The sequence below is a fragment of the Pseudanabaena cinerea FACHB-1277 genome (genome assembly GCF_014696345.1).
GTDB classification, from domain to species: Bacteria; Cyanobacteriota; Cyanobacteriia; order Pseudanabaenales; family Pseudanabaenaceae; genus Pseudanabaena; species Pseudanabaena cinerea.
This window is the reverse complement of sequence record NZ_JACJPY010000004.1, coordinates 48,522-61,051: the sequence shown is the minus strand read 5'-3', so window position 1 is coordinate 61,051 and position 12,530 is coordinate 48,522. Positions and strand designations below refer to the sequence as shown.

Genomic DNA, 12,530 nt, shown 5'->3' with positions numbered 1-12,530 from the left:
TTGTAAAGGATTAGCAGACCGATTGATATTTCTGTAGCGCGGTCATCCTGACCGCTTTCGGGGAAATGAACTCTTTGCCTAATAAATTTACCTATAATTTGCCTAATAAATTTACCTAATAAATCGGTAAGGTAAATCGGAAACAACTGCCTTCTTTGCCGATCGCATCATCGACCCAGATGTGACCATAATGGGCGGTGATAATACGGCGACAGAGGGATAAGCCAATGCCATAGCCATCGGCTTGGTGATCCCGCTCAAGGCGATAGCGCTCATCAAAAATGCGATCGCGTAACTCCGCAGGAATGCCAGGACCATTGTCGGTAATGCTCACCTCAATTTTTTGGGAGGTGCGGTGCATGACTGTCACCTCAATTTTGCCGCCTTCGGGGGTGTATTTGGTGGCATTGCTCAAAAGATTGATTAAAACCTGCCGAATTTTTTCTTGATCGATATAAACGGCGGGTAAATCGGTGGGAATATCCCTAATTAATTTTTGATGCTTGCTTTCTAAACATTTATTTAGATAAAAATCACTAATTACGCTGTGGCAAAGCTGATCGAATTGAATTTTTTGACGCTGAGTCCGAAATTGTGCGTTTGCCCCGCGCCCCGCTTCGAGGATGTCGGTAATCATGCTATCTGCCTCCTTTGCCTTAGTACGGGCGTGTTTTAGGAGCCTTGCTGCTATTTGGGGATCGATCTTATCGGCACTTTTTTCGATGGTATCGATCGCCAACAAAATTGCGGTAAGCGGGTTGCGTAAGTCATGGGCAAGCATGGCTAACACCCGATCTTTAAAGCGGATCTGTTCCTCTATTTCTGACTTTTCTTGAGTCAGTCGAAATACCTCATCGGCAAGGTGGGCAACCGCATTCATATATTCGATATTTTGAGCAAGCTCTGGCGGATGGCTATGGGTTTGCTCAAGTACCTGTTGCTTCCATGTATCCCAGCAAGTTTCTAGCTGCTTCAGGATATTCTTGCCAGCGATGGTTTGACGGGGCAAGGGCGATAGTTTGAGTAAGGCAGGGGACATGACCACTTTAAAAAGTTCAGCTAATTGCGGTTGACTAGCCACATTGATGATTTGCAGCTCAGAACGACAGTCTTTTTCTTGCTGCAAAAATGCCTCTACCTCCTTGACAAGATCTTTAGCTTTGGGGCGATCGTCAATGAAGAGTAAAAGTTGTAAGGTTGATTCAGGTAATGTTGGAATAGTCCTCATGGGTTTGCGGACTCGCAACGATTTTGGCTAGACAGTGTTTGAGAAATTTTTTAAGACATTCTTAATAATTATATAAGTGTTCCTATGAATTTACCGCAACAGCGTTGGCAGATTTGCACCGCGCAACCTGAATTAGCACAGGAAATCGCTGATGTAACAGGTCTTTCCCCTATAATGGCACAGGTTTTGCTTAATCGCGGTATTAATACCCCTGAAGCCGCCCATATCTTCCTTGATCCTGAGTTAGAGGAGTTTCCCTCTGCTATTCAAGCTTTTCCTGATTTATTAAAAAGTGTCGATCGCATCGAAATGGCGATCAAAAATGGCGATCGCATAACGATTTGCGGTGATTATGATGTGGATGGCATGACTAGCACCGCTTTGTTGATTCGCACCCTACGATTGCTAGGGGCAAGGGTCGAATATGAAATTCCTAGTCGGATGACGGAGGGTTATGGCATTAATCCGCGCATTGTCCAAGATTGTCATGAGCGTGATGTGAAATTAATTATCACGGTGGATAATGGCATCGCGGCATATGAGGCGATCGCCCTTGCCGAATCCTTAAGTATTTCCGTAATTGTCACCGATCACCACGAAGTCCCCGAAGACCTTAGCAAGCTGCCCCCTGCCACAGCCATCCTCAATCCTAAATACCAAGTCGATCCCGATTCCCCTTACTTCACGATCGCGGGTGTTGGCGTTGCCTATATTTTGGCTTTGGAGCTAAGCGATCGCTTTGGCAAACGGGCAGAATTAGAGCAACCGCTTTTAGAATTATTCACACTCGGTACAATTGCCGATCTGGCATCCTTAACGGGCATTAACCGCCGCTTAGTTAAAAAAGGCTTGCGGTTACTCTCGCAGTCCAAAGTAATTGGGATTATTGCGCTGATTAATGAATCGGGCATTAGCAAGGATAAACAAGTGGGGATGAAACCAGAGGCGATCGGCTTTGGTTTGGGACCAAGAATTAATGCGATCGGGCGCATTGGCAATCCTCAAACCATTATTGATCTATTAACCTGTGATGAAATGGGAGAGGCGATCGCCTTGGCGCAGGAATGTGAGTCTACAAATAAAAAGCGGCAGGAGCTTTGCAAAGATATTGAACAAGAGGCGATCGCCTATATGACTAAAAGAAAGTCTGAGGGGTTTGATATTAAACAAGAACGGGTTTTGGTAATCGTGGATCGGGAAGTGCAGGATACTCTCTATCCTTGAAGTGTTTTAGAGGCTGTTTGAAAAGTTTTGATCCCCCTAAATCCCCATAAAAAAGGGGGACTTTTTTAATATGTACCCATCCTTTCGTAAGGGGCTGGGGGGAGCAATCGACATTTTTAGCGAATGTCTAGATTTCTCAAACAGACTCTAAACGATCGCTTACAAAAAAAGCTCGTGAAACAAGCTAATGGCTAGAATCGTGAATTTTTCTTGCTTGTTAATCAAGAAGAAAGCGAATATTGGTAAACTTGTGTATATAGAAATACATACCCATATCAAGCCCATATATAGCCTAGCTCCAGAGTCTTCTTGTTATGGCCCTTAAATGGCTAACTCAGCGATCGCGTATAGATGACATCCCATTGCAATGGTTGGTAGTGATGCCATTGGGGGTGCAAATTATTGGGTCGGTGGGACTGCTAAATCCTTTATGCAACTATTTCTGGACGGTTTGCATTTGTGGGATCATGCTAATTTTATCGATAGTTTTTGCAATTGTCGCAACCCGTTGGATTAATGAGACAATCAAGCATATTGAAATTTCCCTCAAAAAATCAGAGCAGAAGTACAAGCTTCTTTTTGAAAGTTTGCCCATCGGTATTTCTGTAACTGATTCTGAAGGGAACCTGATTGAAGGCAATACCGCTTCTGAGGCGATCCTCACAGTACCGAATCAAGAACTAATAGAGCGCACCTATGATTCCCCTGCATGGCAAATTATTCGCTTTGATGGTTCGCCTATGCCCACCAGCGAATATGCCAGCGTCAGGGCTTTAAAGGAAAATCGAGAGATCGATAATGTCAAGATGGGACTGCTTGATGTTAGTGGCAATGTGCGATGGTTGAGTGTTAGTGCGGCTCCTATTCCTTTAAAAGGATATGGAGTGGCGATCGCCTATGTGGATATCAGCGATCTTAAACATACTGAAGAAGCATTGCGTCAAAGTGAAGCATTACTGAATTCTTTTTTAGAGAATGCACCAACACCAATTTGTATCAAAGATTTGGAAGGAACATATTTATCCATCAATAACGAATTTGCCTATTGGATGCAGATGCCTAAAGAGGAGATTATAGGCAAGAAAGATCAAGATTTTTTCCCCTATGAAGTAATCCGAAGATTGCGAAGCATGGAAAAACAGGCGATTTTTGAGGAGATTTCTATCAGTTTTGAAGAAACTGTACAGTTACCTGATGGAACACATACCTTCATCATGACCAAGTTTCCAATCGTTAATGATCAAAATAAAGTTCAGACTCTAGCAGGGATTTATCTAGATATTAGCGATCGCAAACGTGCCGAACTAGATCTAGCTTACAACAACGATCTTCGGGAAGAAATTTATAATGGCTCGGCTGATGCGATTTTTTTAGTTGATCCCTTTAGTATGTTGACCTTTGACTGCAATCGCCGTGCTGTGAATATGTTTGAAGCAGATCGCAAAGAGGAACTTATCGGCATTGAAGGGCAAACTTTGCAGAAGTGCAAGTTTACCGAAGCGCAAATCAAATCAATTCATGGGGATATTGAACAATTTGGATATTGGAGTCAAGAAGTAGAATACATTACCAAAAAAGGGAATCATTTCTGGGGAAATTTGGCGGCTAAGCCCATCGCAGTTGCGGGAAAAGAGATGAATTTGGTAAGAGTGACAGATATTAGCGATCGCAAAAAAGCAGATTTAGCCCTCGCGCAAACACAAGCAGAATTGAGGCGCGTCAATTTGGAATTGCAAAAGTTAGTTAACCTCGATGGACTCACCCAAATTGCTAATCGGCGATGCTTTGATGAACGGATTATGTATGAATGGCAAAGGCTACATCGGGAGCAGCGACCCTTATCATTGCTCATGTTTGATGTCGATTATTTCAAACGCTATAACGATTGCTATGGACATCAACTTGGAGATGACTGTCTCATCAAAATTGCTCAAGCTGTGGAGCTTTTGCTATGTCGGGCTACGGATCTAGTGGCGCGATATGGCGGTGAAGAGTTTATTGTGATTTTGCCCAATACTAATATTGAAGGGGCGATCGCTGTTGCTGAACGGATTCATGCGGCGATCGCTGATTTAAAAATTCCGCATCAATGTTCAGATGTGAAGGATTTTGTCAGCGTTAGTATGGGGATCGTGTCGGATATTCCCAACCTTGAGCGATCGCCTTGCGTTTTAATCAACCAAGCCGACCAAGCTCTCTATCATGCAAAACAGAAGGGAAGGAATCAGTCAGTGGTTTTTACGATTTAGGGTGATTATAATACTGTTAAGACTTACACATTAGCCCTAGTTCTCCAATGATAGTTGTCCTTGGGGAGAATATCGGTACATAAAATTTTATTCGTGCAAGGATTTTTCTAGTTTTTATACTAATCCCTGAAATAACTACCTAAAAATATGCTGTTAGTAGAAACCGAAACCCCAATCAAAACAACGTTAAACACATGGATTAGCGCTCCTTGGACAGAATTTGTGGCGATCGCCGATGCGCCAGATAGCGACAAACGCAAAAGCTACTATTACAACCACCAGATGAGATTTGAAGATATGTCCACAGGTTCCGATCATGCCAAAGTCCACATGATCATCATTATGGCTGTGGGACTATTTGCCGCCATGCAAGGCATCCCAATCAATGGGCATGACGGCTGCTCATATCGTAAAACAGGGAAAACCGAATTTCAGCCCGATGCCTCCTATTACATTGGTGACAATGCCGATGCGATCGCATGGGGAACGCGCATCATTGACCTCGATATCTATCCCTTACCCGATCTCGTCATCGAAATATCGGACACCACTTTCAACGATGACCTCGGCACAAAACGCCTGCAATACGAAGAACTAGGTATCAAAGAATATTGGATCGTCAATGTCCAAACTATGAAAATCTACGCCTTTGCGATCGCCCCAGATGGTGGCAGTCATCATATTCGCCAATCCTTAGTGCTGTCTGGACTAAAATTAGAAATATTAGAACAGGCACTCGAACGTAGTCGCCAAGCCAATCAATCTGCCGTCACCGCATGGCTCATGCAGCAATATGGAAATACAGTCAGCTAACTTTGAATTTTTGCACCAGCATGATCCGCAATTGGTAAAGCTTGCTGCCCTCGCTGAACAGTTTTTCCATAGCGACAGCAACACCTGCATCATCAAGCTGCGCCAATATGCCGAACGCCTTGCCAAAATCATCGCCGCCAATACGGGGCTGTACCAATCCTCAGACGAACCACAGGCGGAATTGCTCAAACGCCTCAAACTTGAAGGCATCATTTCTAGTGAAGTCGCCGATCTCTTCCATGCCATCCGCATCGCAGGTAACAAAGCTGTCCATAACTCCCGCAATACCGACAGCCGCGAAGCCCTCACCCTCCTCAAAAATGCGCGACAATTGGGCATCTGGTTTCATCGCACCTTTAAGGACAGAAATTTTAAAGCGGGAGCCTTTGTGCCACCTGTTGCGCCCATCGATGCCACAGCCGAACTGCAAGCGGAAATTGAGAGACTGCAAGCGATCGCCCTTGATAGTCAGTCGGCTGCTGAACGATCGCGCCTCGAAATAGCCCAAAAAGAGAGCGCCCTGATGTCTGCCGAAGCCAAAGCCCGTCAAGCTGAAGCCGAAAAGCAACTGTGGGAACAAATGGCGATCGAAACGGAACAAAAACTGGCACAGCAAATTACCAATCTCACCGTCACTCCCAAGCAAACTGCCGAAATCGTTAAACGGTCGGAAATCGCTGCCCAAAGTATTGATCTCGATGAAGACCAAACCCGTCAGATTATCGATCAAAAATTACGCGATCGGGGTTGGGAAGTGGATAGCCAAAACCTGCGCTATAGCCAAGGTGTGCGTCCCTCCAAGGGCAAAAATATCGCCATTGCCGAATATCCCACCCGTGATGGTATTGCTGACTATGCCCTATTCATCGGCTTGCGCTGTGTCGCCATGATCGAAGCCAAGCGGCGGCGCAAAAATGTGGCAGGGGCGATCGCACAGGCGGAACGGTATGCGAGAGGGTATAGCCCAGAAGTTCCCTTCGTATTCGCTACCAATGGGCGCGGCTATCTCAAACAACTGGAAACCGCAAGTGGTATTTGGTTTCGCGATCGCCGCAAATCCACCAATCACAGCCGAGCGCTAGTTGACTTTTATACTCCCGAAGGTTTGGAAGCACTCTTGGCAATGGATCGGGAAACTGCCCATGAGAAGTTAAAAAATACCAGTTTCAATTTTGGCTTTGATCTCTATCCACACCAACGCGCCGCCATTGAGAAGATTGAAGCGGCTCTCGAAAAAGATCAGCGATCGATGCTGGTGGCAATGGCAACAGGCACTGGCAAAACCAAACTAGCGATCGCTCTGTTATATCGTTTACTGTCTGCCCAACGCTTTCGCCGTGTCTGTTTTGTTGTCGATCGCAGCGCCCTCGGCAACCAAACCGCCGATGAATTTACATCGACTAAAGTTGTGAGTATGAGAACCTTTGCTGATATTTTTGGTATCAAGGGCTTAAAGGATATCGATCCCGAATCAGAGACGAAGGTGCATATCTGCACAATTCAAGGCTTAGTCAAGCGCATTCTCTATGCCAAAGAAAATGGCGATATTCCACCGATTGATCAATATGATTTGATTTTGATTGATGAATGTCATCGTGGCTATCTGCTCGATCGCGAGATGTCCGATAGTGAGTTAAGCTTCCGCAATCAAGATGACTACATCTCCAAGTATCGCCGCGTTTTAGAACATTTTGATGCTGTCAAAATCGGCTTAACTGCCACTCCTGCCCTGCATACTAAAGCGATCTTTGGTGAACCAATTTATACCTATGGCTATCGTGAAGCCGTCATCGATGGCATTCTCATCGACCATGAGCCACCGATCCAGATTCGTACCAAACTCAGCGAACTTGGGATTAGTTTTGCCGCTAATGAAGAAATCTCGCGTTACAACACGGTTACAGGCGCGATCGATCTCAGCAACACGCCCGATGAGCTAAATTTTGATGTGGAGAAGTTTAATAAACAGGTCATTACAGAATCCTTTAACCAAGCGATCGCCCTCGAACTTACTGCCCGTATTGACCCACTCATAGACGAGAAAACTCTCATCTTTGCTGCAAATGATCATCATGCTGATATAGTCGTGCAATGCCTCAAACGTGCTATGCAAGGACGTTATGAAGAATTAGAAAATGATGCCATTCAAAAATTAACAGGCTCAGTCGATGGCGTTCAAGGCAAAATTCGCGCTTTCCGTAATGATTCCTTACCACGCATTGCCGTTACCGTTGATCTACTCACCACAGGGATAGACGTTCCCAAAATCTGTAACCTTGTCTTTTTGCGTCGCGTCAATAGCCGCATTCTCTATGAACAGATGATCGGCAGAGCCACAAGGCGCTGTAATGAGATTGGCAAACAGGTATTCAAAATCTATGATGCTGTCGATATTTACAAACAAATGCAAGAAGTCAGCGCCATGAAACCCGTGATCGTTAATCCGCAAATCAGCCTAGAGCAGCTATTTGATGAATTGATACAGGTCGGTGATCCGCAGCACCAAGCCGAAATTCGCGATCAAATTCTGGTCAAAATGCGCCAAAAAATTACCAGAATGGGCGATCGCGCTAAGGAAAATTACGAAACCCAAAGTGGGGAAACTCCTGCTAGTAGTCTCGCTAATTTCAAAACGATGACTACTGCCGAAATGATCGAATGGGTGCGATCGCGTCCCTATCTTGGCAAAATTTGGGAATGGAAGCCCACTTATGAAGGTACTTGGATTCCTATTTCCGAACATGAAGATGAAGTTATTTCCGTTACTCGTGGCTATGGTGAAGGCAAAAAACCGCAAGATTTTTTAGATAGCTTTACCGATTATGTCCGCAATAACGTTAATCAAATCGCCGCCCTCACCGTCGTTTTGCAGCGTCCCCGCGAGTTGACCCGCTCCCAGTTGCGAGAATTGCGCCGCGAACTCGATCTCAAGGGCTATTCTGATGTTTATTTACAGCAAGCATGGCGCGATACTAAAAATGAAGATATAGCGGCTTCGATCATTGGTTTTGTCCGTCAAGCAGCGATCGGCGATCCCCTCATGCCCTATGAAGATCGCGTCAGATCGGCAGTTACAAGGATTCTGAAAAGGCAACCATGGACAGAAAAACAGCGTAAATGGTTAGAGCGGATTAGAGATCAAATTATTAAAGAAGTAGTAGTCGATCGCGAGGCATTCGATCAAGGGAGTTTTCAACGGGATGGCGGATTTAAAAACATTAATCGTGCTTTTGAAGGACAATTAGAGCAGATTTTAGGCGATATCAACGAGGAAATATGGTTAAAGCAAGCTTGAGTAAGCATAATGGCAGTAATGGCGATAGCACAAATGGGAATATCACCCGTGATATTGTCGCGAAACTCTGGAATCTCTGTAATATTCTCCGCGATGATGGCATTACCTATAACGAATATGTCACCGAGTTGACCTATCTGCTATTCCTGAAAATGCTTGCCGAAACAGGCAAAGAAAGCCGCCTTCCTGAAAACTATCGCTGGCAAGATCTTGACGATCGCCAAGGTTTGGAACAATTAGAATTTTACAAACAGCTATTGCTAGATTTGGGTTCACCGAAGAAAGTGAATGACGCAGTGGTACTAGCCATCTTTACCGATGCTCAAACCAAACTCCGCAAACCCACTAATCTCAAAGCGATCACCGATGCGATCGATGCCCTTGATTGGTTTTCCGCCCGTGAAGAAGGGTTGGGCAACCTGTATGAAGGCTTGTTAGAAAAAAATGCTGCCGAAAAGAAATCGGGTGCAGGGCAGTATTTCACGCCTAGACCTTTGATCGATGCGATCGTCAGACTGATCAAGCCCCAAGCAGGGGAAGTTATCCAAGATCCCGCCGCAGGTACAGCAGGTTTCTTAGTCGCCGCCGATCATTACATCAAAGCCCAGACTGATGATTTTTACCAACTCAGTAGCAAAGCTCAAGAATTCCAAATTTGCCAAGCCTTTCGCGGACTAGAATTAGTTCCCGATACCCATCGCCTTTGCCTGATGAACTTGATGCTGCATGGCATCGAAAGCCCCGTTGATTGCGGCGATAGCCTCTCCCCCGATGGCGAAACCCTTGGCAAAGCTGATGTGATCCTCACTAATCCTCCCTTCGGCACAAAAAAAGGCGGTGGTCGTCCCACCCGCAATGACTTCTCGATTACTGCCGAAACTTCTAATAAACAACTTGCCTTTGTCGAGCATATCTATCGCGCCCTCAAACCCAATGGCAGAGCCGCCGTAGTCTTACCTGACAACGTTCTCTTTGAAGATAATACAGGCAAAAAGTTAAGACAGCAGCTAATGGAACTCTGCGATCTGCATACGATTTTGCGATTGCCCACTGGCATTTTTTATGCTCAAGGCGTGAAAACTAATGTGCTATTTTTTACACGCGGTAAGAGCGATCGCGGCAACACCAAAGCCGTGTGGGTGTACGATATGCGAGCCAATACCAACACCTTCGGCAAAACCCGCCAACTCACCCTCGCTGATTTTGCCGAATTTGAAGCCGCCTTTGGTGAAGATCCCTATGGGAAGTCACCACGCATCGATCAAGGTGAAGAAGGGCGATTCCGTTGCTTTACTCGCGAACAAATTAGCGATCGCAATGACAATCTGGATATTGCATGGCTGCGCGACACTAGCGATGATCCTGAAGATGAAATGACGGAGCCAGAAGAAATTGCGGCGGCGATCGCCACTCATTTAAAAAATGCACTAGCGGCGATCGATGGGTTGATAGAGGAGTTAAACTAATCAAAAATTCTGTAGGGTGCATTAGCTTAGCGTAACGCACCCTATTTATCTACTAGGCGATCGCTTATGATGTTTGAATGTAAAGTACGGAATTTGATGAGGTATCATGAACAACAATAACGGTTTTAAATTTGATAGTTCATCTTTTAGTGTTGTTGGTTTAAAGGATGATGATAGTGAAGATAAAGGCTATTGGTTGCTCAAAAGTCCTTCCGAAAGGTTGATAGCATTGGAACATCTAAGACAGGTAATGTATGGCTATGATCCAAATACCACAAGACTTCAAAGAGTTTTTGAGATTGCTAAATTTCCATCAAGTTGATTACTTATTGATTGGTGGATATGCTGTTGGCTATTATGGATTTGTAAGGGCAACTGGTGATATGGATGTTTGGGTTAGGATTAGCCCAGATAATGCTACAAGTATTGTAAATGCTCTCATTGAGTTTGGTTTTGCAGTTCCAGAGTTATCACCCGAACTATTTCTTAAAGAAGAGCAAATAATTCGTATGGGTGTGCCACCATTAAGGTTAGAAATTTTAACTACTATTTCAGGAGTTGCATTTGATGAATGTTTTGAAAATCGTTTGGTAGTTCAAATCGATGATCTGAGTATAAATACGATTAATTTGCAAGACTTAAAGCGGAATAAACTATCTAGTGGGAGGCTTAAAGATTTGCTGGATTTAGAGAATTTACCCTAGGTCTTGTGAAGAGCGATCAGCTCTTCTGCTGATTATCTAAATTACAGGCGATCGCTTATGATGTTTGAATGTAAGGCGCGGAGGTTGAAAACAAATGACAATTCGTGAAATGACTGCGGTTAAGCTGTTTCAGTTGCCAGATGAAATTTTAAAAGAGGTTGATAGTTTTATTGACTTTATGATCATGAGGCATCAGTTAGAGGTTAAGTCTAGTAATCTCTCTGATGGTGTTGCTCCAAAATGGCAACAGTGGTTTGATGAGGTCGATCGCCTTGAGTTGATACCGCATGAGCCTGTTAATGAGTATCAAGAGGCGATATTAGATAAGTATCGTAATCAAGGATTAGATTTATGATCTTGTAGGATGCTAGCGTTATGCTTTGCTTAGTCGATCGTAAACAGTCTCAACATATTGCTTACAGAGATTTGGTTTTGCGTCTCAATAAGCCTCTGACTACAACTTGGTGTTGTTTGACTGAAGCCATGTATTTAGCTTACAAGCGTGGTGGATGGGTTGCCCAAAAACAATTAGGGAAGATGCTTTTGAACAACGATCTATTCATCTATGAAGTTAAACAGCAAGATTCTGTTCGCATTTTAGAGTTAATGGAACGTTATCATGATCGCCCTATGGACTTGGCTGATGCTACTTTGGTCTTAGCGGCTGAGAATCTAGGTTATAGGCAAATTTTGACTACTGATTCTGATTTTTTGTTTTACCTTATTCATGATGCAGATAGTTTTGATGTAATTAATCCTCTGTAGCAGTAAAATATAGCGACTGAATCGCTTGTTTGTAAATTTAAAATGCAATGGCTGTAAGGGTAGAGCATTTGCGGATAAGGGTTTGAATGAGTTTGAGAGATTTTGGCGCAATTGCTCAACCTCTACGTCTCTGGATCTAACAATGAGAGTCTAGTCTATGTCTAAACGTTCAGATCGCTTATGATGTTTGAATGTAAGGCACGGAGGTTAAAAACAAATGACAACGATTGATATGTTACGCGATCGCCTTTTGGAAAAGTTAGAGAATCTTGAATCTGACAAGTTAAATTCTGTGATTGATTTTGTGGATTTTTTGATATTTCAACAAAATACTAATCGTATTCATGTAAAGCCTAAAACAATAGAAAATCGTGCAGCTTTGGTTGAAGATATGAAGCAGCTATTTAGAGAAACTCAGGCTTTGCCTGGTGTCAGTGAAATTACGGATGAAGAGATTGCTGAAGAAATCGCAGCTTATAGGCGAGGCGAATGATTAGAGTTGCTGATTATCTCATTACGGGCGATCGCGATTTTGAGGCATTTAATGGGGCGCAGGGTACGATGGTTGTGACTGCATCTAGGTTTTTAGGGTTGTTTGTAAAGTAAAATATAGCGACTGAATCGCTTGTTTGTAAATTTAAGATGCAATGGCTGTAGGGGTAGAGCATTCCTGCCGCGATTTGCTAATTTACAGATAACTTTAATTCGGGAATGCTCTACCCTAAACCTCTAACATTTATCCCAAATTTCGCTGCCGCAGTCATAATTTCTGGGCGATCGGCGTTA

11 protein-coding genes are annotated in these 12,530 nt (G+C 44.0%); 10 read left to right on the top strand and 1 reads right to left on the bottom strand.

Annotated elements, in window-relative coordinates:
• Nucleotides 1-115: 115 nt before the first annotated feature.
• A complete protein-coding gene (locus tag H6F44_RS02265) occupies nucleotides 116-1,228 on the bottom strand; it encodes a histidine kinase (protein WP_190349297.1) in 1,113 nt (370 codons plus the stop codon).
• An 84-nt stretch (nucleotides 1,229-1,312) separates the two neighbouring features.
• Here H6F44_RS02265 and H6F44_RS02260 point away from each other — a divergent pair, with 84 nt between their 5' ends.
• The 10 genes from H6F44_RS02260 (at nucleotide 1,313) to H6F44_RS02215 (ending at nucleotide 12,237) form a co-directional block, all read left to right on the top strand.
• On the top strand, nucleotides 1,313-2,452 hold the full coding sequence (locus H6F44_RS02260; protein WP_242016403.1) for a single-stranded-DNA-specific exonuclease RecJ: 1,140 nt from the start codon (nucleotides 1,313-1,315) through the stop codon (nucleotides 2,450-2,452).
• Nucleotides 2,453-2,766: 314 nt separating this feature from the next.
• Nucleotides 2,767-4,701 carry a GGDEF domain-containing protein gene (locus H6F44_RS02255; protein WP_190349296.1) on the top strand — a complete coding sequence of 645 codons (1,935 nt, stop codon included), beginning with the start codon at nucleotides 2,767-2,769 and terminating at the stop codon, nucleotides 4,699-4,701.
• 147 nt (nucleotides 4,702-4,848) lie between these two features.
• A complete protein-coding gene (locus H6F44_RS02250; protein ID WP_190349295.1) occupies nucleotides 4,849-5,514 on the top strand; it encodes a Uma2 family endonuclease in 666 nt (221 codons plus the stop codon).
• A complete protein-coding gene (hsdR, locus tag H6F44_RS02245) occupies nucleotides 5,495-8,809 on the top strand; it encodes a type I restriction-modification system endonuclease (RefSeq protein ID WP_190349294.1) in 3,315 nt (1,104 codons plus the stop codon). The genes H6F44_RS02250 and hsdR overlap by 20 nt, the downstream gene beginning before the upstream one ends.
• The gene (locus H6F44_RS02240; protein ID WP_190349293.1) at nucleotides 8,791-10,275 is read left to right on the top strand and encodes a class I SAM-dependent DNA methyltransferase; all 1,485 of its coding nucleotides are present in this window, start codon (nucleotides 8,791-8,793) and stop codon (nucleotides 10,273-10,275) included. The genes hsdR and H6F44_RS02240 overlap by 19 nt, the downstream gene beginning before the upstream one ends.
• 106 nt (nucleotides 10,276-10,381) lie before the next feature.
• Entirely contained in the window at nucleotides 10,382-10,597 is a 216-nt protein-coding gene (locus tag H6F44_RS02235) for a hypothetical protein (protein WP_190349292.1), read from the top strand.
• Nucleotides 10,536-10,979: a hypothetical protein gene (locus H6F44_RS02230; protein ID WP_190349291.1), complete on the top strand. Its 444-nt coding sequence runs from the start codon at nucleotides 10,536-10,538 to the stop codon at nucleotides 10,977-10,979. The genes H6F44_RS02235 and H6F44_RS02230 overlap by 62 nt, the downstream gene beginning before the upstream one ends.
• 94 nt (nucleotides 10,980-11,073) lie before the next feature.
• The gene (locus H6F44_RS02225; protein WP_190349290.1) at nucleotides 11,074-11,334 is read left to right on the top strand and encodes a hypothetical protein; all 261 of its coding nucleotides are present in this window, start codon (nucleotides 11,074-11,076) and stop codon (nucleotides 11,332-11,334) included.
• Between the two features lie 20 nt (nucleotides 11,335-11,354).
• Nucleotides 11,355-11,744 carry a type II toxin-antitoxin system VapC family toxin gene (locus H6F44_RS02220; RefSeq protein ID WP_199301951.1) on the top strand — a complete coding sequence of 130 codons (390 nt, stop codon included), beginning with the start codon at nucleotides 11,355-11,357 and terminating at the stop codon, nucleotides 11,742-11,744.
• Nucleotides 11,745-11,961: 217 nt separating this feature from the next.
• The gene (locus tag H6F44_RS02215; RefSeq protein ID WP_190349289.1) at nucleotides 11,962-12,237 is read left to right on the top strand and encodes a hypothetical protein; all 276 of its coding nucleotides are present in this window, start codon (nucleotides 11,962-11,964) and stop codon (nucleotides 12,235-12,237) included.
• Nucleotides 12,238-12,530 lie beyond the last annotated feature (293 nt).

Coding starts and splice junctions, on each gene's coding strand:
- H6F44_RS02265 (WP_190349297.1), bottom strand. CDS start 1,228: ATGAGGACTATTCCAACATTACCTGAATCAACCTTACAACTTTTACTC.
- H6F44_RS02260 (WP_242016403.1), top strand. CDS start 1,313: ATGAATTTACCGCAACAGCGTTGGCAGATTTGCACCGCGCAACCTGAA.
- H6F44_RS02255 (WP_190349296.1), top strand. CDS start 2,767: ATGGCCCTTAAATGGCTAACTCAGCGATCGCGTATAGATGACATCCCA.
- H6F44_RS02250 (WP_190349295.1), top strand. CDS start 4,849: ATGCTGTTAGTAGAAACCGAAACCCCAATCAAAACAACGTTAAACACA.
- hsdR (WP_190349294.1), top strand. CDS start 5,495: ATGGAAATACAGTCAGCTAACTTTGAATTTTTGCACCAGCATGATCCG.
- H6F44_RS02240 (WP_190349293.1), top strand. CDS start 8,791: ATGGTTAAAGCAAGCTTGAGTAAGCATAATGGCAGTAATGGCGATAGC.
- H6F44_RS02235 (WP_190349292.1), top strand. CDS start 10,382: ATGAACAACAATAACGGTTTTAAATTTGATAGTTCATCTTTTAGTGTT.
- H6F44_RS02230 (WP_190349291.1), top strand. CDS start 10,536: ATGATCCAAATACCACAAGACTTCAAAGAGTTTTTGAGATTGCTAAAT.
- H6F44_RS02225 (WP_190349290.1), top strand. CDS start 11,074: ATGACAATTCGTGAAATGACTGCGGTTAAGCTGTTTCAGTTGCCAGAT.
- H6F44_RS02220 (WP_199301951.1), top strand. CDS start 11,355: ATGCTTTGCTTAGTCGATCGTAAACAGTCTCAACATATTGCTTACAGA.
- H6F44_RS02215 (WP_190349289.1), top strand. CDS start 11,962: ATGACAACGATTGATATGTTACGCGATCGCCTTTTGGAAAAGTTAGAG.